We start from the raw sequence: 26,041 nt of genomic DNA, 5'->3' as shown, positions 1-26,041 counted from the left end.
CGCGAGCAGAGCTCGCGTGCCGCTTGGACGTCCCCAGAGCGTTGCGTGGGCGCCGCACAAAATAACAGCTAAATAGCTTATTTGGTTAGCCCCGGGTAAGGTGTTCACCCGTGTTGCGAACAATGCTGAAGTCAAAGATCCACCGTGCGACGGTCACTCAGGCCGACCTGCACTACGTCGGCTCGTGCACCATCGACGCTGATCTGATGGAAGCTGCCGACATCCTCGAAGGCGAGCAGATCGATATCGTCGATATCGATAACGGCAATCGCCTGACGACCTACGCCATTACCGGCGACCGGGGCACCGGCGTGATCGGCATCAACGGTGCCGCCGCGCGCCTGATCAGCCCCGGCGACCTCGTCATCATCATCGGCTACGCCCAGTACAGCGAGGAAGACCTGAAGAACTACGCCTCGCGCGTGGTCTTCGTGGATGAAAACAACAAGCAGGTGGAGCTCGGCGGCGACCCAGCCCACGTGCCGGACGGCTCGGGACTAAAGAACCCGCGCCACCCGGAGGCCTAGCTGATCTCGTAGTTCCCGTCGTCGTTGCGCTCTACGTGTAGGCGCCACAGCGGGATTCCTTCTTTCTCTAGAGCTTCTTTAGTCGCCGAGAGCGTCTTCAAACCAGTAACAATGAAGTCGGTGTTGCTGAATCGTACGCCAACCTCCGAGCAGTAACTCTGGCTACCTTTGCCCTCATCGGACAAGGCTTGCAGAGCGCCTTCCGCCCTCAACACCTCGAACTCACCGTTGGGAGCCTGTACGCCGATCTCGGTCGGAGGAGTAAGCGGTGCCTTGTCCTTGTAGGCATACTCCACCTTGACGCAGAGTTTGTTGTAATCCCGCGGATTGTCGATGAGGATCGCAGAATCCTTCAGTTTCATCTCCACCTTGCCGATTCCCACCTCTTCGGTGGTCGACTCGTCCTTGCCCTTGGCCTTGTCGCGGGCTTCGCGGAAGCTATCGTCCACGAGATCCATTTCAATGCGATCGCCGATCTCCAACGGGCCGTCGGCTCCGCCGATGTTCGCTTCCTTGCCCTCTAGCTCCTGGTAGCGGTTAGCCAGGTTCGTCAGCGAACGCAACAGCGGTTTGACGGGGTCGCAGGTGTAGGTGGAGATAACCTCCGCGTATTCCAGAGGGGTTCCCTCCGGGCCGGAAAGCACACACATGTCGTTCATCGTGATAGACTTCCACCCCTTAAGCCCCTCATCGGATAGATCGTTCCATTCGGCATCGTTGGTGGCCATATCGTCGAGGTTGGAGCCATGCTTGGTGGCGGATAGTCCGGCATATACCGATGTATCGTTTAGCTCTTCGGGCTGGTCACCACTGATCTGTGGCTTTACATAACCAGAACAAGTCTCCGCATTGACATAGACATCGGCCGAATCCAGCGGAATCATCTTCCCGCCATCCAAGTAAGCGCTATCGTAAAACTTCTGATCCAGCTTGCAGTCGTTGAACTTCCCGTCGGCGAAGATCTCCCGCAGCTGGTCATCGCTAATCTCCGTGGAAACCTCCGAGTAGCTGCTCGGAGCGGGCTGCCCTTTGTTACCACCGGAGTCGCCCTTCTGTCCCCCGTAGGAGATCTCTTCGCTGGCGCCCTCCGGGCGCTGGAAAGCAGAGCAGCTGGCGGTGAAGGTCAAAGCGCCCGCAGCTAGACAGGCTGCCAGAGCGCGGGCGTAATCACGGGCGTGGGTGCGGGTGCGGGAAGAGGGGCGTGAAGAAGGCATGTCGAGAGCTTCCTTTGTTTTCTAGTTATGTATTTCTAGTTATGACTATTTCCGGACCATTACCGGTTGTGGCTGGTGAAACTTAATGACTGGAGGGAGTTACCTAGGAGTAAGGGGAACAAAACGGCTTATGTTCCCTAAAGCTAACACCCCCGGGCGACCTGCATGCCTCAATCGATTACCCGTCCCCCTCATGCGCTAGGCTTTGTAAGCGTGACTGACGCAGCAAATACCCCCGCACAAGACCTGCCCGAACAGCTACGCATCCGCCGTGAAAAGCGGCAGCGCATCCTCGAATCCGGCAAGGACGCCTACCCGGTAGAGGTGCCACGCACCCACTCTCTGGCCGAGGTGCGCGCAAAGTGGGCAGTGAAGAAGACTGACGGTGAAACTGAAGAGCAGCCGGTGGAGGCAGAGGGCGTCACCTACCTCTCCGCAGGCGAAGAAACCCAGGACGTAGTTAGCGTGACTGGGCGCCTGATCTTCATGCGCAACACCGGCAAGCTGTGCTTCGCCACCCTGCAGGACGGCGACGGTACGCAGCTGCAGGCCATGCTCTCCCTGGCGGAGGTCGGCGAAGACGCACTCACGGCATGGAAGGCCGACGTTGACCTCGGCGACTTTATCGGCGTGACCGGTCGCGTGATTGCCTCCCGCCGCGGCGAACTGTCCGTCATGGCCAGCGAGTGGGTCATGGCTGCCAAGGCTCTGCGCCCGCTGCCCGTGGCGTTCGCGGAGATGAACGAAGAGACCCGCGTGCGCCAGCGCTACAACGACCTGATCGTGCGCGAGGAGGCCCGCAAGAACGCAATGACGCGCGTGAAGGTCATCCGCGCGCTGCGCGACTACATGGAGGGCGAGGGCTTCGTAGAGATCGAAACCCCAATGCTGCAGACCCTGCACGGCGGCGCGGCGGCCCGTCCGTTCGTCACGCACTCCAACGCGTTGGACATCGACCTGTACCTGCGCATCGCACCGGAGCTGTTCCTGAAGCGCGCCGTGGTGGGCGGCATTGACCGCGTCTTCGAGATCAACCGCAACTTCCGTAACGAGGGCGTGGACAAGTCCCACTCCCCGGAGTTCGCAATGCTGGAGACCTACGCTGCATGGGGCGACTACAACGACTGCGCCCGCACCACCCGCGAATCCATCAAGTACATCGTGGACCAGCTGACCAAGGGCACCGACCTGGAAGGCACCGGCAAGGTGCGCCTCGCCGATGGCACCGAGTTCGACTTCGGCGGGGAGTGGAAGGAAATCGAGATGTACCCCTCGCTGAACGAGGCGCTTGCACGCAAGTACCCCGGCCAGCCAGAGGTGACGATCGACTCCACCGTTGAGGAACTGAAGGAGATCGCCAAGGTCATCGGCCTTGACGTTCCCGCCAAGGGCGGCTGGGGCCACGGCAAGCTAGTAGAGGAGATCTGGGAGGTCCTATGCGAGGACCAGCTGGAAGGCCCCATCTTCGTGCGTAACTTCCCCGTGGAGACCTCCCCGCTGACCCGCCAGCACCGCAGCAAGCCGGGTGTGACAGAAAAGTGGGACCTGTACGTCCGCGGCTTTGAGTTGGCCACCGGGTATTCCGAGCTGATCGACCCGGTTATCCAGCGCGAGCGCTTCGAGGATCAGACACGCCTGGCCGCCAATGGCGACGATGAAGCCATGCGCCTGGACGAGGACTTCCTGGCTGCCATGGAGCAGGGCATGCCGCCGACAGCCGGTACCGGCATGGGCATCGACCGACTGCTGATGGCCCTGACCGGCCTGGGCATCCGCGAGACCGTGCTGTTCCCGATCGTGAAGCCGGAGCGCGACAACTAACGGCAGCCGATCAGCGACAGTCGACCGGCCACGGGGTTGGTCGACTGGCCACGAGGGGGAGGGGCACAGGAGTAGGGGTGCGCGCCCGCGAAAAGTGGGCGCGGGCGGCTCGAAAACTGGGGGAGTAGCTGGCGTGCAGCTCGCCCGTGTGGGTGTAATTCAATCTATATTTTGACCCAAAGTGTGATGCGCGCCATTATCCTGGTTTATGCTACGTACATAATTATCCGCACATGCAGATATGAGATTTGCGCTGACAACCAGTGAAAGGTGGCCGCACGAAATGAGCGACCGAAGCAAGCGTGCCGATTCAACTCCTGGCCTGAACAACATCAAGCGAGACGCAATCGGTACCGTCATGGGAGTCCTGACGAAGTTCACCGGCTCCGACCTGGCAGAGAAGTACGGTCTGAGCAAGAAGGTGGACCGCGTTGCCTACCAGTCCACCAAGACCGGAATGCGCACCCTCGGTGCCGTGAACCGCCAGTTCAAGAAGATCAAGGGCTCGGGCAAGCCGGTTCGCCTGGCCAACCAGACCACCGACGAGAACAACCAGCCGGTCCCGACCGAGGCGCCGGCACCGGGCAAGGCACCGTTCGACCTGACTCCGACTGAGGATCAGGAGATGATCGTCGCAGCCGTGCGCGAGTTTGCTGAAGAGCGCCTGCGCCCGACCGGCCACGACCAGAATGAGGCATCCGAGCCGGCAGAGGGCCTGCTGGAAGCTGCCGCTGAGCTGGGCGTTGCCCTGATCAACCTGCCGGAAGAGTACGAGGGCATCGCCTCCGCCTCCGGCGCCACCACCAACGCCCTGATCGCCGAGGCTCTGGCATTCGGCGACATGGGCCAGGCCGTCGCCATCCTGGCACCGGCTGGCGTGGCCAACGTCATCACCAACTACGGTGACGACTCTCAGCAGAAGACCTACCTGCCGGAGTTCGCGGGCGAGTCCGTCCCGGCTTCCGCAGTGGTCGTTTCCGAGTCCCGCCCGCTGTTCGACCCGTTCACTCTGCAGACCACCGCCGTCCGCGAGGGCGACGATATCGTCATCAACGGCGTGAAGACCATGGTTCCGAACGCAGGTAAGGCCGAGCTGTTCGTCATCGCAGTGAACCTCGACGGCGAGAACACCTTCGTCATCGTCGAGTCCGACACCGAGGGCCTGGTCGTTGAGGCTGACCCGTCCATGGGTCTGCGCGCCGCCGCCCTGGGTCGCCTGCTGCTGAAGGATGTCCGCGTTCCCGCCAGTCAGCTGCTGGGCGGCAAGGACCTGGCCGCCGACGAGCGCAAGGAAAACTACGCAGAGATCATCCGCCGCTCCCGCCTGGGCTGGGCCGCACTGGCAGCCGGCACCGGCGAGGCCATCCTCGAGTACACCAAGAAGTACGTCAATGAGCGCGAAGCATTCGGCGAGCCGATCTCGCACCGCCAGGCAGTGGCCTTCATGGTCGCCAACCTGCGCATCGAGCTCGACGGCCTGCGCCTGATCCTGCTGCGCGGTGTTTCCCGCCTGGATCAGGGCCTGTCCTTCAACCGCGAAGCTGGCCTTGCTCGCCGCTACGCATCCGACAAGGGCATGGTCATGGGCCTCGACGGCGTGCAGCTGCTCGGTGGCCACGGCTTCACCAAGGAGCACCCGGTCGAGCGCTGGTACCGCGACATGCGCGCCATCGGCATCGCCGAGGGCGTAGTCGTCGTCTAACCCCGCCACAATTCGAATCCATATCGAATAAGCACTAGGAACTTGAAGGAACCACATCATGATTAATCTGGAACTCCCCAAGCGTTTGAAGGCGGGCCAGAACCAAGCGCACCAGGCCGCCGCCGAAATCTTCCGCCCGATTTCCCGCAAGTACGACCTCGCGGAGCACGAGCGCCCCGTCGAGTTGGACACCATGGCCAGCCTGGTCGAGGGCATGGCAGACGCCGGCCAGGCAATGGCTGGTGCCTCCGGTGGCCGCGGCGATGACAAGAAGAAGACTGAGGGCGTCAAGAATGGCGGCAACATGGCCTCCATCCTCAACGTCATCGAGACCTGCTGGGGCGACGTGGGACTCACCCTGTCCATCCCCTACCAGGGTCTGGGCAACGCAGCCGTAGCAGCCGTCGCCGATGACGAGCAGCTCGAGCGCTTCGGCAAGATCTGGGCCGCCATGGCCATCACCGAGCCGCAGTTCGGCTCCGACTCCGCAGCTGTTGCCGCCACCGCCAAGCTGGATGGCGACGAGTACGTACTGAACGGTGAGAAGATCTTCGTCACCGCCGGCGAGCGCTGCACCCACGTTGTCGTCTGGGCATCCGTCGACAAGTCCGCAGGCCGCGCAGCCATCAAGTCCTTCGTCATCCCGCGCGATACCCCGGGCTTCGAGCTGGTTCGCCTGGAGCACAAGCTGGGCATCCGCTCCTCCGACACCGCGCACTTCATCTTGGACAACGTCCGCATCCCGAAGGAGAACCTGCTGGGCTCCCCGGAGGTGGACACCAAGAAGGGCTTCGGCGGTGTGATGGCCACCTTCGACAACACCCGTCCGATGGTTGCCGCCATGGCCGTTGGTGTTGCCCGCGCTGCCCTGGAGAAGCTGCGCGAGATCCTCACCGACGCAGGTGTAGAGATCGATTATGACGCCCCTGAGTGGAACCAGCCCGCAGCTGCCAGCGAGTACATTCGTCTGGAGAGCGACTGGGAAGCTGCATACCTGATGACCCTGCGCGCAGGCTGGATGGCCGACAACAAGCAGCCGAACAGCAAGGAAGCTTCCGAGTGCAAGGCGAAGGCCGGCCGTATGGCTACCGACCTGACCCTGCGTGCGGTTGAGATCGCCGGCGCTTACGGCTACTCCGAGCGTGACCTGCTGGAGAAGTGGGCTCGCGACTCCAAGATCCTGGACATCTTCGAGGGCACCCAGCAGATTCAGCAGCTGGTTGTTGCTCGCCGGGAGCTGGGTCTTTCCTCCAAGGAACTCAAGTAGTAGCTGGCTGCGCGCCTGCTGCCCGCGCCTAGCTGGCTAGCAGTCTGGCTGCGAGCCGCGCGCTCGAGCCCGCGCCTAGCCGGCTAGCTGCCTAGAACAGGTGCACCGAGTGATCAACGGGGCCATGGCCTTTACCGACTAGCAAACGGTCGGCATTGGCTATGGCCTCGTTGAGCCATTTAGTGGACCAATCCAACGCATCCTCTAGCGAATCACCTGCGCCCAGCCGAGTGGCTAGGGCGGAAGACAAAGAACACCCCGTACCGTGGGTGTTTTTTGTTTCCACGCGCGGGGAGCTGACCTTGTGCGTCTTCCCGGCAGGAGATACTGCAATGTTTCCGGCCTCCGGTCCATCCAGGTGACCCAACTTCACGATGACGGTGGTGTCGGTTTCCCGCGCCCACTTCGCGGCAATGTCCACGGCCTGCTGCTCGCTGGTGGCCAGTTCGGTCTTGGTCAGGAGTGCTAGTTCGGGGAGGTTCGGCGTCACAACCGAAGAAGCGGCAGCGAAGTCCCGCAGTGCGTCCTCGGCGTCCGCAGTGAGCAGCCGGTCGCCCGAGGAAGCCACCGCCACCGGGTCCAACACCGTCGTGACCTGGTGATCCTGCAGGTAATCGCGGATGGTCTGGATGGTCTCCGTGCCGCCGAGCATGCCGATCTTCACGGCATCGACGGTGACGTCGTCGAAGACGGAATCCAGCTGCGCGCGGAGGAAATTCAGCGGGGGAGTGTGGATCTCGCGCACGCCCTGCGTGTTCTGCGCGACCAGCGCGGTGATGACAGACATGCCGTAGCCGCCCGCCGCCATGATGGACTTCAGGTCCGCCTGCGTGCCCGCCCCGCCTGTCGGGTCCGTGCCGGCGATGGACAGCACGCGCGGGCGGAGGGGGCTGGGGTTACTGGGACTTGGGTTGCTAGAGCTGGCTGGATTGACCGAGCCACTGGGGTCGCTGGGGCTTGGGTTGCTGGGGTTGATGTCGGAGCTGTTGTTAGTCATGCCCCTCATTATGGCGCATTTGCTTGCGCCCACTCTCTCAGTTAGCTCTGCAGGGTGCTAAATGTCGGAAAAGTTGCAAAACTGCAAACTTGCTACTTTCAGCTCTTGTTGTATGCCTCTCTGAGCAGGGCTTTTCCATTAGCGAAAATTGTGCCCAATAACGTTTTGCAACTTTTCCGACATTTAAGTCAGCTGGGATGCCCTCTGCGGGATGGGCGGCTACGAGCGGACGGCTGGCTAGGGCTGCGGCAGCTCGCGCGGGACTACCTTGCCTACCGCATTGCGGGGGAGCTTGTCCAGGTAGACGAAGTAGCGCGGCACACTGTGGCGCGCCAGGTGAGCCTTGACCTCCGTCTTGGCCTTCTCCTCGAACTCCGCCTTCTCCTCGTCAGTCAGCTCGGCGGCGCTCTTGCCCTCCGGCACGACCCACGCGCACAGCGCCTGGCCAAACTCCGGGTCGTCCACGCCACGCACGGCGGACTCGGCGACGCAATCCATGGAGTTGATCACGTCCTCGGTCTCCTGCGGGAAGACATTCTCACCGCCGGAGACGATCATGTCGTCGCTACGGCCAGAGATGAACAGCAGACCCTCGTCGTTGTAGTAGCCCAGGTCTCCGGTGGCGACCATACCGTCGATAATCTCCTTGTCGGAGCCGGGGCGCGTGTAGCCCTCGAACAGCATGTCGTTCTTCACGAAGATGCGTCCGATCTCCCCGTTTGGCAGCTCCTTGCCGTTGTCGTCCAGGACCTTCAGCGTCGTTGCCATCGGCGGCTTACCTGCAGTGTTGATGTGCTTGCGCAGATCTTCCGGAGTGGCGATGGAAGCCCAGCTGACCTCCGTCGATCCGTAGAGGTTGTACAGCACGTCGCCGAACTTCTCCTGCGTCTCACGCACTACCTTCGGTGGCAGCGCCTCGCCAGAGGTGGCGATGATCTTCGTGCCCGAGTTGAGGTTCTCCGGCACGACCTCCAGCATGCGGCGAAGCATCGTCGGCACCATTGCAATGGTGTATGGGCGGTTCTTCTTGATCAGCTTCACTGCAGCTTCGGGGGAGAAGCGGCGCTGCATGATCATGGTGTTGCGCAGCGCGAGAGCCAGCTGAATCTGCGCGAAGCCCCAGGTGTGGAACATTGGCGCGGAGAGGAACGACGGCCGGTGGTGGCGCATCGGGATGCGGCTCATGATGGAGGACGCCGGCATGTACGTCTTCGGCTCCGGTCGGCGCGCGCCCTTCGGGGTGCCGGTGGTTCCGGAGGTCAGGATGATGGTGCGCCCCTGACGCGGACGGGCGGGGATGGAGAGGTTTTCCGGGGTGGTGCTCAGCACCTCGTGCAGGGAGGGCCAGTCTTCGCTGCGGGTGGCGTAGTCGCCACTGTCGATCGCATCCCTAACGTTGGAGGCCTTCTTCAGGGCTTCCTCCGCCTCGCGGGTAAGTCCCAGCGTATCGCCGTTTTCCCAGGCTACGACGACGGGGCAGGCGTCGAAATCCTTTGGCAGCAGTGGCAGGAACTCCTCGTCGATGAACAGGATGTCGATTTTTTGTTCCTGTAGCACGGCCTGGGTCTGCTTTGCTGACGCCCCAGTGTTGAATAGCACAATGTCCGTGCCCAACCGACCGTGTGCACACAGGGCGAGGATGAAGCCGCGGTGGTTCCGGCACAGGACGCCGATGCGGTCGCGTTCGCGAACACCGGTGCGGAAGAGGGCTTGCGCCAGGGCGGTGGACTGCTCGTGCAGTTCTTGGTAGGTCATCGAACCGGCGTCGTCGATGATGGCCGTGTGGTAGGGGTCGCGCGCGGCCCCGATGGCCAGCAGGCCGGCGGGCAGGAAGCTCCACTGGATGATTCCCTTGAGGGCCTTGCCGGCTGCGACGGGGCCCATAGATCCCAGGACGCCCGATTTGAACAGGGGCAGTGTGCCTTTAAGAAGTGTGCCGGCGGTCCCGATCTGGTCGGTAAGGGAGGGCTTGGGCAACTGGGCGGCTGCTGCTGCGTTCATTTCTGGGTGACTCTCCTTGGGTTGGTCTCTACTGAGTTGGCTTCCCAGGGTTGGTTTCTCTGGGTTGGCTTCTCTGGGGCGGTTTCACTGGGCGGTATCTCTGGGGTGGAATCCCTGGGGTGGTTTTGTTGGGGTTCCTCTCCGGACGGATCCCTTGTGCACCACTGCCCCGAGCTTTAGTGGCGTGCATCACTTTAATGTTTCTGGGTTAAAAAGTTCTCGGTTTGAAAAAATAACTATGAAGGGACAGGTTGTGGGGGAGCTGCGGAATAGGGGTTTAAAGGGCGCGTTCGCTGACGGCGTACAGCTTAGAAACTTAAGTTCAGAATGCCTGTTTACCTGCTGATATGTGGGTGGTTGAGGCCGAGGTGGCGTCGGAATAAAGCAACAACAACACAGTGTTGTGTGAAAGGCGATATGAGTTGTCCACGCTCACGGCTAAGGTGGGCAACATTGGCGAATACGCAAGCTACATCTTTTGAAAAAGGGAGCACACCATGTTCGAGAGGTTCACGGATCGCGCGCGCCGCGTCGTTGTGTTGGCGCAGGAGGAAGCACGCGCGCTGAATCACAACTACATCGGCACCGAGCACATCCTGCTCGGCCTGATCCAAGAAGGCGAAGGTGTCGCAGCGAAGGCCCTGGAATCCATGGGCATCTCCCTGGACGCCGTGCGCACCGAGGTCAAGGACATCATCGGCACCGGTGGCCACCCGCCGAGCGGCTACATCCCGTTCACCCCGCGCGCCAAGAAGGTACTGGAGCTCGCGCTGCGCGAAGCGCTGCAGCTGGGCCACAAGTACATCGGCACCGAGCACATCCTGCTGGGCCTCATCCGCGAGGGTGAAGGCGTGGCGGCGCAGGTGCTGGTCAAGCTCGGTGCAGACCTGTCCCGCGTGCGTCAGCAGGTAATCCAGCTGCTCAGCGGCTACGAGGGGAACGAGGAAGAAAGCGGTGGCGGCGAGCCCGCTACCGCCGGTGTGGGCAGCAGCCCGGAGGGCGCGCCGAGCCGCCCCGGCCAGAAGTCCAACTCACTGGTTTTGGACCAGTTTGGCCGCAACCTCACTCAGGCAGCGAAGGATGGCAAGCTGGACCCGGTCGTGGGGCGCGAGAACGAGATCGAGCGCGTAATGCAGGTGCTTTCCCGCCGCACCAAGAACAACCCGATGCTGATCGGCGAGCCCGGTGTGGGTAAGACCGCCGTGGTCGAGGGCCTGGCGCTGGACATCGTCAACGGCAAGGTGCCGGAGACGCTGAAGGATAAGCAGCTGTACTCCCTGGACCTGGGCTCCCTGGTGGCGGGCTCCCGCTACCGTGGTGACTTCGAGGAGCGCCTGAAGAAGGTGCTGAAGGAGATCAACCAGCGCGGCGACATCATCCTGTTCATCGACGAGATCCACACCCTGGTCGGCGCAGGTGCCGCCGAGGGTGCGATCGACGCTGCCAGCATCCTGAAGCCGAAGCTGGCCCGCGGCGAACTGCAGACCATCGGTGCCACCACCCTGGACGAGTACCGCAAGCACATCGAGAAGGACGCCGCGCTGGAGCGCCGCTTCCAGCCGGTACAGGTCCCGGAGCCCTCCGTGGAGCTGACCGTGGAGATCCTGAAGGGTCTGCGCGACCGCTACGAGGCGCACCACCGCGTATCCATCACCGACGGTGCGCTGAAGGCCGCAGCCCAGCTGGCGGACCGCTACATCAACGACCGTTTCCTGCCGGATAAGGCCGTGGACCTGATCGACGAGGCCGGCGCCCGCATGCGCATCAAGCGCATGACCGCCCCGAAGGCTATTCAGGATATTGACGACAAGATCGCCGAGGTGCGCCGCAAGAAGGAAGCCGCCATCGACGACCAGGACTTCGAGAAGGCAGCAGCCCTGCGCGACGACGAACGCAAGCTGGGCGAAGAGCGCGCGGAGAAGGAAAAGGCCTGGCGCGCCGGCGAGCTGGACGAAGTCGCCGAGGTGGGCGAGGAACAGATCGCCGAAGTCATGGGCACCTGGACCGGCATCCCCGTGTTCAAGCTCACCGAGGAAGAGTCCACCCGCCTGCTGCACATGGAAGACGAGCTGCACAAGCGCATCATCGGCCAGGACGATGCCGTCAAGGCCGTCTCCCGTGCCATCCGTCGCACCCGCGCCGGCCTGAAGGACCCGAAGCGCCCGTCCGGTTCGTTCATCTTCGCCGGCCCGTCCGGTGTGGGTAAGACCGAGCTGTCGAAGGCACTGGCCGAGTTCCTGTTCGGCGACGACGACGCGCTGATCCAGATCGACATGGGCGAGTTCCACGACAAGTTCACGGCATCCCGCCTGTTCGGTGCGCCTCCGGGATACGTCGGCTACGACGAGGGCGGCCAGCTGACCGAGAAGGTCCGCCGCAAGCCCTTCTCCGTGGTGCTGTTCGACGAGATCGAGAAGGCCCACACGGAGATCTACAACACCCTGCTGCAGGTGCTGGAGGATGGTCGCCTTACCGACGGCCAGGGTCGCATGGTGGACTTCAAGAACACCGTCTTGATCTTCACCTCGAACCTGGGCACCAGGGACATCTCCAAGGCTGTGGGCATGGGCTTCAGTTCCTCTGGTGAGGCCGACGAGGACACCCAGTACGAGCGGATGAAGCAGAAGGTCGACGACGAGCTGAAGAAGCACTTCCGCCCGGAGTTCCTGAACCGTATCGACGACATCGTGGTCTTCCACCAGCTGACCCGCGAGCAGATCGTGCAGATGGTGGATCTGCTGCTGGGCCGCGTGCGCACCGCCCTGCAGGCGAAGGACATGGACCTGGAGCTCACCGAGCAGGCGAAGTCCCTGCTGGCCAAGCGTGGTTTCGATCCGGTACTGGGCGCCCGCCCGCTGCGCCGCACGATCCAGCGCGAGATCGAGGATCACCTGTCCGAGAGGATCCTGTTCGGCGAGATCGGCGCCGGCGAGATCGTCACCGTCGACGTCGAGAACTGGGACGGCGAGTCCAAGGGCGACGATGCGAAGTTCGTCTTCGGCACCAAGCCAAAGCCCCTGCCGGAGGTCGGTGAGGAGGACTTCGCCGCTGACGAGGCCCAGGAGGCGGTCTCTGTCGCCGCCGAGGGCAACGTGCCGGAGGATAAGGGTTTTGACGCCGCAGATTCCAGCGATGACTGGAATCAGAAAGGCTAACTAAGCCTTTTGGCTAGGCCTTGTTAACTAGGCCTTGTTGAACTGCACTGGGCGATCGTGGATCACGTTATCCACCCAGTCCAGGGCAGGCAGCAGGTGCGTGATCATCGGCACCATGTGATCGCCCAGCGGGAACGTGCGCGGGATATTGTGCTCCGCGTAGTTCACCTTCGTGCCACCCTCCGCCCACTGGCGGGCCATGCGGCGGCTCTGCTCAACCGGGATCGTGTCATCGTTCGTGCCATGGCCCACGTACACAGGGACCTGGGGTGAGCGGCTGCCGATGCGTTGGGCGTCAACAAGCTTCTTAAACGGCTCCTGCTCCAGCAGCTCCGTGAGTGACTCGCCGTTCTTCGTCAGCGTGCGCGTATCCGTGTAGGCGTGCCGCGCGAGGGATTCGGGGATGCATTCGCTTGCGGTCTGGCGGACGAACTCCTTGCCCTTGTCGTTCATCTTTTCCTCCACGGCGCCGCGGATCTCCGGATTGGAGACGAGGAAACCATTCAGCGTGTAGCCCAGGGCGGCGGCCAGCGGACCGTTGTCGATGGCGGTGGCAGTCATAGCCAAATCCGCCGGCACTCCGCCGGCGTAGCCCGCCTTCAGGTTGATCTCCGGGGCGTAGGTGTGAGCCAGCTCCAGAGCTGCAGCGGAGGAACCGCCGCCCTGCGAGTAACCCCACACCGCGACCGGCGCGGCCTTCGGTACCCGAGGCATGTTCTTTGCCGCGCGGGCCATGTCCAAGGTGGCGTTGCCCTGATCCACGCGGTTCATGTAAGTGTGCTGCGCCGGAGTGCCCAGGCCGTTCAGATCTGTCAGTGCGACGGCCCAGCCACGGGAGAGAGCGGCGGCAACGGGCGCGGCCTCATACTCCAAGCCCATTGGCAGCAGCTTGCCTGGGGCGCACGCATCGCCGCTGCCCTGGGTGCCCGGAGCTACGACCAGCAGCGGGCGCTCCCCGCCACCGGTGTAGGGAGCGCGGGGCACCAGCACGGTGCCGGTGACGGGTACGGTCTCGCCACGGGAGTTGGTGGAAACGTAGGCCACGCGCTGGGCCTCGCTATTCGTCCAATCGACGAAGGGGATTCCGAGGGCAAAGTTGCTGGGGGCTGTCTTGATGATTTCCCCTGGCTTGCCCTTCACCTGCAAAGGCAGAGAGGAGTAGAAGCCATCTGGGTCGTAGTTAGGCAGGGAACCCACTACGGATTTGCCGCTGCCTGTAGCGGCGGCCTTGGAGGCGGATCCCTCGACGGAGCCATAGAGTCCGCCGGGTGCTGCGGCGGCTGGGGTCATTCCGGAAGCGGCGATGGCTGCGGGCAGCAGCACTGCGAAGGTGGCGGTTAGGGTACGGGAACGGTTGGAACTTCTACGAGAAAACGTCATAGGGGGATCCTAAGTGTTTTCTCCGCCCGAAGTATTAGGTATTGCTAATTAGCCCCGTGAAGTGGGGGTATCGGTTGCGCTGTCTGCGGCTACTTCGGCGCTGTCTTCTGTGCCTTCGGTGTCCACATTCGCCGTGAACGGATCCAGCGCCTCCAGGTCCACGTCCTTGTCCTCGTCATTTGGCACCTTGCGGGTCAGGTCGATGACCAAGCCAATGGCGGTGAGGAAGATGGTGGGCAGCAGCCAGCCCATGCCTGCATCCATCAGCGGGATCCAGCTCAAGGCGCTCTGCAGATCGTCGACCGGCACGTTCAGGGCGGCCAGGAAGTCGATGAAGGAGAACAGGAAGGCCACGGCCACGCCGATGCGGTAGGAAAACACCAGCTTGTGCTGGCGGCACAGCAGGTGCACATAGGAAAGCGCGATAAGCACGATCGCCGGCGGGTAAATCAGGCCGATCACCGGGCCGGAGACGTTCAGGATCTTTTCCAGACCCAGGTTGGCGATAGCGAGGCCAACGAGCGTCAAGATGGTCGCCCACCAGCGGTAGCTGATGGCCGGAACTAGCTCGTGGAAGAACGTGGACGATGCTGCGGTCAGGCCAACGACGGTGGTAATGCAGGCCAGCAGAACGATCAATGAGAACACGATCTCGCCTGTGTTGCCCATGGTCAGATGCGCAGCGGAGCTCAGGATAGCTGCGCCGTCGCTGTAGCTTTCCTTCTCTGGCATGCGGGCGCCGACCAGGCCGAGGCCCAGGTAGACCAGCATGAGGAAGAAACCGGCGGTGAAGGCCGCAATGCCGGAGAGCTTGACGATGCGCTTGTGGTCGGTCTCGCCCTTCTGGCTAAAAGCGCTCACGACGATAAGCGCGAAGGCTAGCGCACCGATGGAGTCCATTGTGAAATAGCCCTGGGAGATGCCGCTGACCAGCGGGTTGGAGGTGTACTCCTCAGTGGCGGGAATGCTCGGGGAGTTCAGCTTCTGCAGACCGACGATAGCCAGCACGGCCAGCAGGATCAGCAGTACTGGGGTTAGGGCCTTGCCTAGGGTATCTACGACCTTGCCAGGCCAGAGCGTCAGCAGGAAGCAGATCAGGAAGAAGGCGAACGTGCCCGCCAGGCGCCACCAGCCACCGGAGAGATCGAAGGTGGATTCGATGCCCAGCTCGTAGCCGATCGCTGCGGCGCGCGGTACGGCGTAGAGCGCACCGATGGAAAGGTAGGCAACGATCGCGAAGATGAGCCCGAACAGTGCGCCGGCGCGAGAGGCCAGGTCGCGCACACCGTTGCCGGAAATTGCGATGGCGATGACCGTCAGCACCGGCATGAGTACTCCGGTCAGCAAGAAGCCGATCATGGCAGGGGTGAAGTTCTCGCCGGATTCCACGCCGAGCATGGGCGGGAAGATGAGGTTGCCGGCGCCGAAGAACATGGAAAACAACATGAGGCCAACGGCCGCCACGGTGGTAGTTGTGTTTGGCTGCTTGGCAGTCGAGGAGGGTGGAGTCGACATAAAATTTTCCTATTGTGATCTGGGTAACGTTTATCACTCTAATGCACGTATCCCCGTAGAGCCTAAGCCGGTCAAAACTATTTGCGTTTTGCCCCTATTTCGGGCGGAGATTCTGCGGGGATTCTACGGAGCTTTCTCAGTGCGGTAGCTGGTACGTTGCGCCGTCGCGAGCCACCAGCCCGTCGTCGAGCAGCGATTGCAGGGCTCGCTCGAGCTGCTCGGTTGCGGGCCACAGTAGGTCTATCTCTTTCTTTGTGACGCCACCTTCCCCCGCTTCCCGCAGTAGCCCCATAATCTTTCCGCGGACCTGGCGATCGGTCCCCACGAACTTCTGCACGCGCCGGGCCGCGGCCTGCGCCTCCGCCTCCGTCGGCTGCGGCTTGCCCGACTGCACCCACGCACAGTCGTCGATTACGGGGCACTGGTCGCACGATGGGCTTTTCGCAGTGCAGATCAAAGCGCCGAGTTCCATGAGTGCGGCGCACATCAGATTCGCGGCGTCTCGGTCTGCGTCTCTTGTGGCGTCAGTGCCCGTGTCTGTGCTCTCCCAGGAGCCGGTGCCCGTGTCAGTGGGCTGGGGTTGGGGCGGTGGAGGCAGTTGGCGTCCAACTAAACGAGGGTCTGGATCGACGTGGGGCAGCAACGAGGCCACATCCGCCAAGTCGCGCGCACGGGCGGGGCCCTGCAGGTAGCGTCCGTCGACGAGGCGGCGGTAGACGCGGCGCACATTCGTATCCACAACCGGTACGGCCTGGCCGAAGGCGAAGGCGGCGACGGCGCGGGCGGTGTAGTGGCCGATCCCTGGCAGGGCTTCGAGCTCGGCGATGTCGCTGGGAACCTCTCCGTCGTGGCGCTCCACGCAGGCGATCGCGCACTCCTTGAGGCGCAGTGCGCGCCGGGGATAGCCCAGGTTGGCCCACATTTTTAAGATCTCGGATCGCGGCGCCTCGGCCAGATCTGCCGGGGTGGGCCAGCGTTCCAGCCAGGCCCGCCAGAGGGGAATCACGCGGGCGACGGGCGTTTGCTGGCTCATGACCTCGCTCAGCAGAATTGCCCACGGGGTGGTGTCCGGGTGGCGCCACGGTAGGTCGCGGGCGTTGCGCGCGTACCAATAATTCAACTTGGCGGGCAGACTGCTGTGCGAGCCGGTAGGCAGGTCGGGGGAGGCGGCGGAAGGGGAGTTCATTGCACGAATCACTGTAGCGCGGTGCACAATGGAACCATGACTTCCAGCCAACATCTGACCCCGCGGCAGGCCTGGGATAGCCTGCGCGAAGGCAACGAACGTTTCATGCGCGGCGATTCCGACCACCCACACCAGGACTTGAGCCGCCGCATTTCCCTGCAGGAGGGGCAGAAGCCCCAGGCCGTGGTGTTGGCGTGTTCCGATTCCCGCGCGCCGGTGGAGATCCTCTTCGACCAGGGCCTCGGCGATGTCTTCGTGATCCGCACTGCCGGCGAGATCACCGACCTGTCCGTGCTGGCCTCCCTGGAATTCGCGGTGGATTCCCTGGAGGTGCCGCTGGTTGTGGTGCTGGGGCACGAGAAGTGCGGTGCGGTTGCCGCGGCCTCCCAGGCGTTGAACGGCGGCGACATGCCCGCGGGCTTTCAGCGCGTGCTCGTGGAGAAGGTCACGCCATCGTTGCTGTCCGCGAAGAAGCGCGGCATGGAAAGTAGTGACGCCTTCGAACGCAACCACGTGGCGGAGATCGCCGACCACATCGTGGATCGCTCGCCGGAGATTCAGGCGCGTCTGGCAGACAACCGTTGTGCCGTTGTGGGGCTGCGCTACCGCCTGTCCGATGGCCTGGCCGAGCCGCTGGTCAGCTACGGGTTGGATATTGAGGGTGCGCAGCGCGTTCACTAGGACTTTTGCGGGGTTCACCCCGTGTCTATGCGCGGTCTTTTAGCGGGCAGCCTTTAGCATTAATTGCGTGACTGATGAAGACAACAGGCGCCCGTTGCCACGCGAAGTGTATATCCGCCGCCGTATTGCTGCGGTGGTGATCTTGGTCGTTGTTATCGGTGTGATCTGGGCTTTGATCAGCCTGGTCAGTGGGGGAGGGGACTCCGAGAACACGGCGTCCACCGAGACTGCCATCACTACCTCCGAGCAGCAGGATATGACTAGCTCGCCGGAGCCGCCGAAGGGTACGGAACCGAGCGACTCGGAGGACGAGAAGGCGTCCGAAAAGGACAAAGATAAAGACAAGGACGACGAGAGCGACGAGAACAAGGACGAGAAGAAGGATTCTTGCTCGCTTGCCGACCTGCGCGTCACCGCTCGGCCGGGTGCTCCGACGTTTAACGCGGAGCAGCAGCCGAACTTCTTCGTGAAGATCGAGAACCCGACGAACGCGGATTGCGACATCAACTTCGATGATTCCCCGCTGAAGTTCGAGGTCTTCACCATGGGCAACTATGAGCGCGTGTGGGGAGACATCGACTGCAACGAGCCGGAGGTCGTAGGCGATACGAAGATCAAGGCCGGCGAGTCTGCGAACTACGAGATGGCCGCCTGGTCCCGTACCACATCCGCTCCGGGCAAGTGCGAGGACCGCAAGCCGGTCGATCCGGGAAGCTACCTGCTGTACGCCCACGTGGGCGACAATACTTCCCAGCCGGCCTCGTTTAACTTGCAGTAGCCAGTAATGGCCCAGCCGGTGGACTAGTCAGTAGATAGGCAGTAGTTGACCGCCTGGCAGAGCGTGGAGACCTCCTTTACTTTCATGCCCTTCGGCGCCTCGTAGTGGCAGTTCTTTGGCACCAGCGCGGTGTGGAATCCCAGCCGGTGGGCTTCTGCCAGCCTTTGGGTGAGCTGCGGAATGCGGCGCACCTCCCCGCCTAAGCCCACCTCGCCGAGGGCAACCAGCCCAAGGGGGAGCGGGGTACGTTTTGCGGTGGAGGCCAGCGCAAGCCCGGTGGCGAGGTCCGCGGAGGGTTCCAGAATCTTCATCCCGCCGACCGTGGCGGCGTAAACCTCCTTGTCCGCCAGCGGCAACCCGCAGCGTTCGGAGAGCACGGCCAGCACCATCGACACTCGCGAGGCATCCATGCCCGTCATGTAGCGCTTCGGATTCTTAAACTCGCTGTTAAGCGCCAAAGTTTGCAGCTCGCCGACCATGGCGCGGCGCCCGTCCATCACGACGGTTACTGCGGTGCCGGTCACGGATTCGGTGCGGTGATGCAGGAACAACCCGCTGGGGTCCGCAACCTCCTGGATGCCGTGGGCGGTCTGCTCGAAGCAGCCGACCTCGTCTGTGGCACCGAAGCGATTCTTGATGCCGCGCAGGAAGCGCATGGAGGAGTGTTTGTCGCCCTCGAAGTTCAGCACAACATCCACCAGGTGCTCGATGGTGCGGGGGCCGGCGACCGTGCCCTCCTTCGTCACGTGCCCCACCGCGATGACGGGCGTGCCCGACATCTTCGCCAGGGTCGTCAGCGTGCTGGTGACCGCGCGGGTTTGGGCCACGCCACCAGCAACGCCTTCCACCCCAGTGGCCTGCATGGTCTGGAGGGAATCCACGATGATCAGCTCTGGGTTTAGTGCATCGACCTGCGCCAGGCCATTCTCCAGGTCGTTCTCGCTGGCCAAATAGAGCTTGTCGTGCAGTGCACCGGTGCGTTCCGCCCGGTGGCGCACCTGCCCCACGGACTCCTCCGCGGTGAGGATCAGCACCGTATGCCCCTTCTTGGCCCACGCAGCGGCGACCTCTAGCAGTAAGGTGGACTTACCCACGCCCGGTTCGCCCGCCAGTAGCACAGCGCTGCCTGGGACAATGCCGCCGCCTAGAACGCGGTCTAGTTCCCCGATGCCCGTGGGGCGGTGCTTGGCGATGGTCGGATCCACTTGGGTGACCGGTTGGGCGCTGGCCCCTGGAACTAGGCCGCCGGATCCGCGTCCCCCACCGCGGCGCCCCGCACTAGCGCCAGCACCCGCAACTCCGGCGAGCCCCATTGCGCCCAAGCCTAAGGAGCGCGTGTCCCGCTCCTCCAGCGATCCCCATTCCCCACACTGCGGGCAGCGCCCCATCCACTTCGACAGCTGGTGGTCGCAGGAGGTACAGACGAAAACCCGGCTTGCTTTGCTCGACTTACTTGCCATGCTCACAACAATAAACGCCGCCCCGGACAACCAATGTCCGGCGGCGGCGTTTGTTCGATTTTGAGGAAGCCTACGCTGAAGCTTGCTCTTGGGGCTACTTGTCGGTCAGGCTACCGTCCTCGTCACGGTGCAGCTGGCCTGCCTCCGGAACATAAGCGGAAACCGGAGCGCTCAGCTCAACCTCGCCGACATCCAGCTTGAAGGTGACCTTCTTGTGGCCGCCCACGTAAACGTCATCCAGACCCTTGATGGAGGTGGTGGCGTACTGCAGCTGCTTCTGCTCCTTGGCCTCAATGTCTTCCATAGCGAACTTGCCATCAGCAACCAGGGAGCCGCCAGCCGGAATCTCGGTCTCGTCCAGGCCGGAGACCTCCTTGCCCTCCACCTTCACGGACTCAACCTTGACGGGCTTACCGTGGGTGTCCTCGTTGGTGATAGTGAACTTCAGGGCCAGAGCGTTATCCGGGCCGACAACCACGGTGACGTCCTGAACGTCAGCGTGCTCGGCGGTGCCGCTAGCACCGTTGACAGCGGCAACCTGGCTGGAAGTCTGGGAAATCTGACCTGCACCACACGCGGACAGGGCGAGTGCGGAACCTGCTGCGACCAGCGCCAGCGCACCACGGGCAAAGGTCGTCTTCAGCGGCTGGGCCTTGAGGGTCTTCACGATGCGTTCCTCCATCTGAGGCATGTCTTAAAAGCAGTTGAATAAAAACGTCTGCACCCAGCCTAGCCTGTAGGGGGCCGGTACACCTAGCCAAGGAGGCCTTTAAGGTTAATTAGTGCCCCCTAGTGCGTACTTGCTGGGGATTTTATGCCCCAAATGCGGGTAGCGCGGTCGATTACGGTAGAATCTATCGGGTATTTACGCCGTGCCTGTCAGTGCCCGGCACAGCCTGTCACAGCCTTTCGGAAGGACGTTAGAGGAACACTTATGGAGTTCGCAGTCGGAGATACGGTCGTTTACCCGCACCACGGCGCCGCCGTCATCGAGGGCATCGAGCAGCGGGAGTTCAAGGGGGAAACCGTCGACTACCTGGTGCTGCGCATCAACCAGGGTGATCTTTCCGTCCGCGTCCCGGCCGCGAATGCCGAGAAGGTTGGCGTGCGTGACGTGGTGGGTGAGGAAGGCCTGCGCAAGGTCTTCTCCGTGCTGCGCGAGACCGACGTCGAAGAGGCTGGCAACTGGTCCCGCCGCTACAAGGCGAACCAGGAGCGCCTGACCAGTGGAGACGTGAACAAGGTTGCCGAGGTTGTGCGCGACCTGTGGCGCCGCGACCAGGACCGCGGCCTGTCTGCCGGTGAGAAGCGCATGCTGGCCAAGGCCCGCCAGATCCTCGTGGGCGAACTCGCCCTGGCCGAGGGCGTGGACGACAAGAAGACCGACGCGCTGCTGGCCGAGATGCAGGCCGCCATCAAGCGCCACCGCGAGGCCGCCGCTGCAGCCCGTGCCGCAGGCGTGGACGAGGACTCCAAGTCCGGCGGCTCCATTGATCTGGACGACGAGCTGGACGGCGAAGACTAAGCCGGGCAGGCGCTGTGACAGCGAACGTCTACGCACTCGTCGCCGCTGCCGGTAGCGGTACCCGCCTGGGCTTCGACACCCCGAAGGCTTTCGTCGAGCTCAACGGTCGGTCGTTGCTGGAAAGGTCGTTGGACGGCCTGGCGGCGTCCCAAAACATCGAAGAAGCGATCGTGCTGGTCAGCGAGAACATGCGCGACCACGCCGAAAGCATCGTCGGCGATCCCATCAACGTCGCGGAGTGGGCGCCCATGACCGTCAGCGTGGAGCTCGGTGGTGGAGAGCGTTTTGATTCTGTTTACGCGGGCCTCGTTGCAATCCAACGGCGATTAAGCGCTGCGGGCGAGGCCACCGAGGGGCGCTTCGTTGCTGTCCACGATGCCGCCCGCTGCCTCACCCCGCCCGCCATGGTCGCCGAGGTTGTCGACCGCGCGCGCCGTGGTGTCGCGGATGGTTCCTGGTACGGGGCGATCCCGGTGTTGCCGGTGGTAGACACTATTAAAGTTATTGACGCCCCCACCTCCGGCCCGCGCGCAGGGCAGACGGTCGTGGAGCAAACCCCCGACCGTGCCAGCCTGCGGGCGGCGGCTACGCCACAGGTATTCGACTTGGAGAAGCTGATCGAGGCTAACGAGCAGTACCTGCGCACCACGGAAATCAGTTCTGCGCATGCGGTGGATCGGGTGGGTGCCTCACCGTTTCCGCTGGTAACGGACGATGCCTCGCTGATGGAGATGGCAGGCTTCCCGGTGGTGGCGGTGGACGCTGACCCGTTAGCTATGAAGATCACCACGCCCCAGGACTACCGTGTGGCGCAGATGATTCTGAATGGCAGCAAGGGCTAGAAGGCCCGAAATAGACAAGTAGAACGCAACCAGAGGCGAGAGGCAGACCGCAATTGAATACCCCACACATCATTCCCCGCGTCGGCATTGCGACGGATGCTCACCAGGTGCAGCCCGGTAAAGACTGCTGGATGGCCTGCCTGCTGTGGGAAGGGCAGGATGGCTGCGAAGGACACTCCGATGGCGACGTGGTGGCGCACGCGGTAGTGGATGCGTTGCTCTCCGCCGCAGGGCTGGGGGATCTGGGTAGTTTCGTCGGAGTGGGGCGCAAGGAATACGACAACGTTTCCGGCGAGCGCCTCCTGCGCGAGTGCCGCGAGCTGTTGGAATCCAAGGGTTTCGTGATCGGCAACGCGGCGGTGCAGATGGTGGGGAACCGCCCGAAGATGGGCACCCGGCGCGAAGAGGCCGAGAAGGTGATGGGGGAGCTGATCGGCGCGCCGGTCTCCGTCTCTGCAACCACGACCGATCACATGGGTTTCACCGGCCGCGGCGAGGGCGTGGCGGCTGTGGCGACGGCGGTCGTGTGGCAGTCGCAGAATTAGTTATTGACAATCTTTTTATGCCTTCGTAGGTTTGTTCCATCAAACAGAAACTCCGTGCACTAAAGGTCTGGAACTTCCTTGTCGAATAGCTACTCGTTTTCCTTTAGCTACCCGCGTTCCGATGAAGGGATCGAGGTCCGCTCCCTCGAGGTTCCTGCTAGCCCAACAGTGATCCTGGGTGTCAATGGTGCCGGTAAGACCACGCTTATGAAGTTGCTTGCCGGGCAGCTAAAACCGTCCAAGGGCGCTGTGCCGAAGTTGGGCCGAGCGGTGTACGTCCCACAGCATTTCGAAAGCATCAATGGGGCGCGTGTGGTCGACTATGTTTCCTACGTCGCCTGGCTTAATGGTGCCGGTTGGACGGAGAGCAAGAGGACCGCAGCCTATTGGATTGAATTCGTCGGACTTAAAGCACACGCACATAAGCAATGCAGCAAGCTGTCTGGCGGGCGGCAAGCCCGCGTGCAAATCGCTACAGCCCTGAACTCTAACGCGGAGCACATTCTGCTAGACGAACCTAGCGCTGCACTCGACCCGCTGGCGAAACGGGAACTTCAAGGGCTCTATCGATCCATCGCGGAATCGGGCGTTGGTCTTTGGGTATCTAGCCATCAGCCCTTGGAGGTGGAGAAGCCGTTCGAGCATGTACTCGTGTTGCATGAAGGCAAAATTGAATTCCAGGGACCCATGGGCGATTTTCTACGAATTGGGCGTGAATCACTAGAGTCGGAGAAGTCACATCGTTATTCCGAGACTGTGAGAAAACTTGCGGAAGCATTTTCCAGGAACGGCGGCCATGACGAGGATTAACGCTCTCAACGTTGCTCTGGTACTCGCCGCTTCTGTGCTGGGATTGCTGAGCATTACACTCAACGCAAACCCGGTGCCTACGCAGGACAACGCGATCTCCAATAGCTTGGCCCTCTACTATTCGCTGGGGCCAATCCTTGGCTTTATCGGCGCCAAAGAGATGGCACGCTTCCGTTCCTTTTTTAAGTCCCGCGGGTCTGTGCAGGATGTTTTTAAAGTCTGGCTCAGATCCTTGACGCTGCCACTATTGCTTGCGGTGGTAGTGGTGCTGGCGTACCTCGCAGTGCAGTTAGCGAATATCGGCTACGTAGAGTCCGGACGGTTCCTTGCAACAGGGTTGGTCTTTATTGCTCTTCACGGCGTGGCATGGCTGAGCTTGGGAGCAACTTTAGGGCTGTACCTACCAGCAATTGTGGCGATCGCCGTCGGCTTGCTTCTTCCTTATATCCTGGTCGCTTACCCGGTGTCGCTCTCAAACGTGGCGTGGCGACAAATGTTCGGGCAGCCGTTCAGCTCCTGTTGCCAAGTATCACAGAGCGTGGACCCGATTCTGTGGAAGGCTTCGGCTCTGGTGTTGGGGGCTATATGCGTTTGCTCGTTGCTGTTGATCGCGGCTTTTCATGGAAACTGGCTTCCGGGGTTGTCGGCGTGGCCACTCCGCTTGGCAGCCATTGTTCTACTCGGCGTGAGCTGTAGTTTAGGCTACGGAATCGCCCAAGACGGAAACTACAGTTCCGCGGTGCCCCGCCCCCAAGAGCACATGATCTGCGAGGGAGCGGTGTGTTACTGGCGCGAAACTCCATCTGGGCAGGTAGACGCTAACCGCAAGGTGTGGGAATCTTTGGGCGTCACTACCTATAGGCTGATCGACGCCGAACCGCAACGGGACGACGACATCCGGCTCGCTCGCTCGGGTCAACAACCGGAAGTAAAGCACGCGCTCCTGGTCGAGCTCCTCAGCAATGAACCTGCACTTAAGGGGGCACCATCGTGTTGGGGGACCCCGCAGCAACCCGTATCCGTAGCGGAGTCTCTTCCCGATCTGACGGAAGAAGAGCTGGAACGAGCGACCTTGACGCCTTCCGGACAATGGCGCGGGGTGCATGGAACGAATGCGGGAGTGGACGTGAAGTTCATCCTGGATCGGGCGAACTCCGAGTGCTGGGAGGGATAGTGTCTGCCCAACATCGAGTACAGATCTATTGGCGTGGACATTCCGCGACCTACGCGGTGATGCTTCAGATATTCGGCGTCGTGGGCGCCGTACTGTTCGGCACGACCACTATTCCCATTCCTTGGGCTTCGTGGAGTTCGTCCGGAGTTATCCCGTTTAACTTCGTGTTTTCCATCGCCATCGTTAGCTCCGCGGTGATGTTCTGGGATAACCGGCTTTCCCAGCTGGAAGAATTAACTGTTCGCACGTGGGCGGCCTGCGACTGGCTTTTCCTCGGGCTTTGCCTGGGCGAATGCGGCGTTGTCGCGATCCTGGGCAACCCAGGCATGCTGCAGTACACGCTTATTGCATTGTCGGTGATTTTCGGTGCATGCCTCGTAGCGGACCTGCGAAAGAGCTTCTATGGACTGCTTCTGCTAACTGCCGCCCAGTGCCTGCTCATATCGGTATTGCCTAGTAGATACCTCCCATTGTTCTGGTCGCCCAGGATCGATGTGATTGTGATTGCGCTTCCCATCTGCCTGCTACTTTTCGCGGCAGTGCGGAGCGCCATCAAGAAAGCCGAGCCGGGTTTGGCTCAGCTCAGCAGTTAATGCGGTTGCATATTTCCCCAATGCCGTCGATAGCGATGCGCACCTCGTCGCCATCGGCTAGGTACTGCGGTGGGGTCATGCCGTGGCCGACGCCCTCTGGTGTGCCCGTCACGATGACGTCACCAGGTGCCAACGAGGCGAAATTGCTGATGTAATCCACCAGATCCTGTGGCTTAAACACCAGGTCGGCAACGCTGTGCTCCTGGCGGAGTTCGCCGTTGACCCAGGTGCGCAAGACGGCTCCTTCTGCAATCGGGTCGAAGTGTTCGGCCGGCACCATCCATGGGCCGAATCCACTGGAGCGATCCAGGTTCTTACCCTGCAGCCATTGCTGGGTGCGGTACTGCCAATCGCGCTGAGAGAAATCATTCATCACGGCGTAGCCCGCGATCTGGCCGGACTCGCCCATAATGACAGCGAGCTCGCCCTCGTAGTCCGCCTGCGCGGAGAGCTCCGGGGGAACAATAACCTCGTCATACGGGCCGGCCAAGGCGGAGGCGTACTTCACGAACAGGGTGGGGTGATCCGGAATCGGGTGGCCCATCTCCGCGATGTGTTCCCGGTAGTTCAGGCCGACACAAAAAATTTTCCCCGGGTTCGGCACGACCGGCCCCAGCTGGTCGGCGGTGAAGGTAACAGTGGGGAGGGAATCCAGTTCCGTGTTGCTGATCTGCTTCTTGTAGGGGAACTCGGCGAGGAGCTTGCCTTCACCGCCTTCGGCAGAGAAGGAGGTGACTGCAATTGGGTGCCATGCACCCCGATCGTTGAGGCGGATGGTGGCGAATCTCGGGGTGTTCTGAGTGCTCATGTCCTCCACGATACTGACACGCATGGGCAAAGAGGCCGGACGCGCATGCCTATACTGTGT

At 62.2% G+C, this 26,041-nt stretch carries 22 protein-coding genes; 13 read left to right on the top strand and 9 right to left on the bottom strand.

Annotated features, from left to right (window positions below; all coding sequences use genetic code 11):
• Positions 1-110 precede the first annotated feature (110 nt).
• Positions 111-527: an aspartate 1-decarboxylase gene (gene panD, locus QKE30_RS05415; protein WP_034965414.1), complete on the top strand. Its 417-nt coding sequence runs from the start codon at positions 111-113 to the stop codon at positions 525-527.
• Here the strand turns inward: panD and QKE30_RS05410 are convergent.
• Entirely contained in the window at positions 524-1,741 is a 1,218-nt protein-coding gene (locus QKE30_RS05410; RefSeq protein WP_239200474.1) for a hypothetical protein, read from the bottom strand. The two genes, panD and QKE30_RS05410, sit on opposite strands and share 4 nt — an antisense overlap.
• 213 nt (positions 1,742-1,954) lie before the next feature.
• On the opposite strand from QKE30_RS05410, the gene lysS reads away from it, so the two are divergent.
• The 3 genes from lysS to QKE30_RS05395 all read left to right on the top strand — a co-directional run bounded on the left by lysS (position 1,955) and on the right by QKE30_RS05395 (position 6,531).
• A complete protein-coding gene (lysS, locus tag QKE30_RS05405) occupies positions 1,955-3,562 on the top strand; it encodes a lysine--tRNA ligase (protein ID WP_239200472.1) in 1,608 nt (535 codons plus the stop codon).
• A gap of 283 nt (positions 3,563-3,845) precedes the next feature.
• Positions 3,846-5,264 carry an acyl-CoA dehydrogenase family protein gene (locus tag QKE30_RS05400; RefSeq protein WP_071055969.1) on the top strand — a complete coding sequence of 473 codons (1,419 nt, stop codon included), beginning with the start codon at positions 3,846-3,848 and terminating at the stop codon, positions 5,262-5,264.
• A 58-nt stretch (positions 5,265-5,322) separates the two neighbouring features.
• Positions 5,323-6,531, top strand: coding sequence for an acyl-CoA dehydrogenase family protein (locus QKE30_RS05395; RefSeq protein WP_347934290.1), 1,209 nt, complete (start codon positions 5,323-5,325; stop codon positions 6,529-6,531).
• A 91-nt stretch (positions 6,532-6,622) separates the two neighbouring features.
• Here the strand turns inward: QKE30_RS05395 and thiD are convergent, their stop codons facing one another.
• Both thiD and QKE30_RS05385 read right to left on the bottom strand, forming a co-directional pair.
• Complete coding sequence (gene thiD / locus QKE30_RS05390; RefSeq protein ID WP_239200466.1) at positions 6,623-7,528, bottom strand: bifunctional hydroxymethylpyrimidine kinase/phosphomethylpyrimidine kinase; 906 nt, start codon at positions 7,526-7,528, stop codon at positions 6,623-6,625.
• Between the two features lie 237 nt (positions 7,529-7,765).
• Complete coding sequence (locus tag QKE30_RS05385; RefSeq protein ID WP_239200463.1) at positions 7,766-9,529, bottom strand: AMP-binding protein; 1,764 nt, start codon at positions 9,527-9,529, stop codon at positions 7,766-7,768.
• A 497-nt stretch (positions 9,530-10,026) separates the two neighbouring features.
• On the opposite strand from QKE30_RS05385, the gene QKE30_RS05380 reads away from it, so the two are divergent.
• Complete coding sequence (locus tag QKE30_RS05380) at positions 10,027-12,684, top strand: ATP-dependent Clp protease ATP-binding subunit (protein ID WP_347934289.1); 2,658 nt, start codon at positions 10,027-10,029, stop codon at positions 12,682-12,684.
• Positions 12,685-12,711: 27 nt separating this feature from the next.
• Here the strand turns inward: QKE30_RS05380 and QKE30_RS05375 are convergent, their stop codons facing one another.
• The 3 genes from QKE30_RS05375 to QKE30_RS05365 form a co-directional block, all read right to left on the bottom strand.
• Positions 12,712-14,064, bottom strand: coding sequence for a lipase family protein (locus tag QKE30_RS05375; RefSeq protein ID WP_347934288.1), 1,353 nt, complete (start codon positions 14,062-14,064; stop codon positions 12,712-12,714).
• A gap of 48 nt (positions 14,065-14,112) precedes the next feature.
• Complete coding sequence (gene brnQ, locus QKE30_RS05370; protein WP_035004687.1) at positions 14,113-15,579, bottom strand: branched-chain amino acid transport system II carrier protein; 1,467 nt, start codon at positions 15,577-15,579, stop codon at positions 14,113-14,115.
• A gap of 136 nt (positions 15,580-15,715) precedes the next feature.
• On the bottom strand, positions 15,716-16,765 hold the full coding sequence (locus QKE30_RS05365) for an A/G-specific adenine glycosylase (protein ID WP_347934287.1): 1,050 nt from the start codon (positions 16,763-16,765) through the stop codon (positions 15,716-15,718).
• 36 nt (positions 16,766-16,801) lie between these two features.
• On the opposite strand from QKE30_RS05365, the gene QKE30_RS05360 reads away from it, so the two are divergent.
• Both QKE30_RS05360 and QKE30_RS05355 read left to right on the top strand, forming a co-directional pair.
• Positions 16,802-17,446 (top strand): carbonic anhydrase, encoded by a 645-nt coding sequence (locus tag QKE30_RS05360; protein WP_347934286.1) that lies wholly within the window; start codon positions 16,802-16,804, stop codon positions 17,444-17,446.
• Positions 17,447-17,513: 67 nt separating this feature from the next.
• Entirely contained in the window at positions 17,514-18,224 is a 711-nt protein-coding gene (locus QKE30_RS05355; protein WP_053088969.1) for a hypothetical protein, read from the top strand.
• A 23-nt stretch (positions 18,225-18,247) separates the two neighbouring features.
• Here QKE30_RS05355 and radA read toward each other — a convergent pair whose 3' ends face one another.
• Together radA and QKE30_RS05345 are read right to left on the bottom strand one after the other, a co-directional pair.
• Positions 18,248-19,684, bottom strand: coding sequence for a DNA repair protein RadA (radA, locus tag QKE30_RS05350; protein ID WP_080971923.1), 1,437 nt, complete (start codon positions 19,682-19,684; stop codon positions 18,248-18,250).
• Between the two features lie 94 nt (positions 19,685-19,778).
• Positions 19,779-20,351, bottom strand: a complete 573-nt coding sequence (locus QKE30_RS05345; RefSeq protein ID WP_241476808.1) for a hypothetical protein — start codon at positions 20,349-20,351, stop codon at positions 19,779-19,781.
• Between the two features lie 267 nt (positions 20,352-20,618).
• Here QKE30_RS05345 and QKE30_RS05340 point away from each other — a divergent pair, with 267 nt between their 5' ends.
• From QKE30_RS05340 to QKE30_RS05315, 6 genes are all read left to right on the top strand, one after another.
• Entirely contained in the window at positions 20,619-21,209 is a 591-nt protein-coding gene (locus QKE30_RS05340; RefSeq protein WP_049049590.1) for a CarD family transcriptional regulator, read from the top strand.
• 14 nt (positions 21,210-21,223) lie between these two features.
• A complete protein-coding gene (locus QKE30_RS05335) occupies positions 21,224-22,051 on the top strand; it encodes a 2-C-methyl-D-erythritol 4-phosphate cytidylyltransferase (RefSeq protein WP_347934285.1) in 828 nt (275 codons plus the stop codon).
• A gap of 53 nt (positions 22,052-22,104) precedes the next feature.
• On the top strand, positions 22,105-22,596 hold the full coding sequence (ispF, locus tag QKE30_RS05330) for a 2-C-methyl-D-erythritol 2,4-cyclodiphosphate synthase (RefSeq protein ID WP_070487267.1): 492 nt from the start codon (positions 22,105-22,107) through the stop codon (positions 22,594-22,596).
• 78 nt (positions 22,597-22,674) lie between these two features.
• Positions 22,675-23,406, top strand: coding sequence for an ABC transporter ATP-binding protein (locus QKE30_RS05325; RefSeq protein ID WP_347934284.1), 732 nt, complete (start codon positions 22,675-22,677; stop codon positions 23,404-23,406).
• Entirely contained in the window at positions 23,393-24,580 is a 1,188-nt protein-coding gene (locus QKE30_RS05320) for an ABC transporter permease (protein WP_347934283.1), read from the top strand. Before QKE30_RS05325 ends, QKE30_RS05320 begins: the two co-directional genes overlap by 14 nt.
• Positions 24,580-25,173 carry a hypothetical protein gene (locus tag QKE30_RS05315; protein WP_347934282.1) on the top strand — a complete coding sequence of 198 codons (594 nt, stop codon included), beginning with the start codon at positions 24,580-24,582 and terminating at the stop codon, positions 25,171-25,173. Before QKE30_RS05320 ends, QKE30_RS05315 begins: the two co-directional genes overlap by 1 nt.
• Here QKE30_RS05315 and QKE30_RS05310 read toward each other — a convergent pair.
• Positions 25,163-25,981 (bottom strand): fumarylacetoacetate hydrolase family protein, encoded by an 819-nt coding sequence (locus QKE30_RS05310; RefSeq protein WP_347934281.1) that lies wholly within the window; start codon positions 25,979-25,981, stop codon positions 25,163-25,165. The genes QKE30_RS05315 and QKE30_RS05310 overlap by 11 nt on opposite strands.
• Positions 25,982-26,041: the final 60 nt, after the last annotated feature.

It is taken from the genome of Corynebacterium sp. c24Ua_83, from assembly GCF_039907245.1.
GTDB lineage: Bacteria > Actinomycetota > Actinomycetes > Mycobacteriales > Mycobacteriaceae > Corynebacterium.
Note: the sequence above shows the minus strand (reverse complement) of the source record. Positions and strands in the feature narration are given on the sequence as shown.

Bases quoted from the DNA above. Each gene is read 5' to 3' on its own strand.
- QKE30_RS05400 (WP_071055969.1), top strand. From the start codon at position 3,846: ATGAGCGACCGAAGCAAGCGTGCCGATTCAACTCCTGGCCTGAACAAC.
- QKE30_RS05360 (WP_347934286.1), top strand. From the start codon at position 16,802: ATGACTTCCAGCCAACATCTGACCCCGCGGCAGGCCTGGGATAGCCTG.
- thiD (WP_239200466.1), bottom strand. From the start codon at position 7,528: ATGACTAACAACAGCTCCGACATCAACCCCAGCAACCCAAGCCCCAGC.
- QKE30_RS05385 (WP_239200463.1), bottom strand. From the start codon at position 9,529: ATGAACGCAGCAGCAGCCGCCCAGTTGCCCAAGCCCTCCCTTACCGAC.
- brnQ (WP_035004687.1), bottom strand. From the start codon at position 15,579: ATGTCGACTCCACCCTCCTCGACTGCCAAGCAGCCAAACACAACTACC.
- QKE30_RS05375 (WP_347934288.1), bottom strand. From the start codon at position 14,064: ATGACGTTTTCTCGTAGAAGTTCCAACCGTTCCCGTACCCTAACCGCC.
- QKE30_RS05380 (WP_347934289.1), top strand. From the start codon at position 10,027: ATGTTCGAGAGGTTCACGGATCGCGCGCGCCGCGTCGTTGTGTTGGCG.
- QKE30_RS05365 (WP_347934287.1), bottom strand. From the start codon at position 16,765: ATGAACTCCCCTTCCGCCGCCTCCCCCGACCTGCCTACCGGCTCGCAC.
- radA (WP_080971923.1), bottom strand. From the start codon at position 19,684: ATGGCAAGTAAGTCGAGCAAAGCAAGCCGGGTTTTCGTCTGTACCTCC.
- QKE30_RS05340 (WP_049049590.1), top strand. From the start codon at position 20,619: ATGGAGTTCGCAGTCGGAGATACGGTCGTTTACCCGCACCACGGCGCC.
- QKE30_RS05395 (WP_347934290.1), top strand. From the start codon at position 5,323: ATGATTAATCTGGAACTCCCCAAGCGTTTGAAGGCGGGCCAGAACCAA.
- QKE30_RS05320 (WP_347934283.1), top strand. From the start codon at position 23,393: ATGACGAGGATTAACGCTCTCAACGTTGCTCTGGTACTCGCCGCTTCT.
- QKE30_RS05310 (WP_347934281.1), bottom strand. From the start codon at position 25,981: ATGAGCACTCAGAACACCCCGAGATTCGCCACCATCCGCCTCAACGAT.
- QKE30_RS05410 (WP_239200474.1), bottom strand. From the start codon at position 1,741: ATGCCTTCTTCACGCCCCTCTTCCCGCACCCGCACCCACGCCCGTGAT.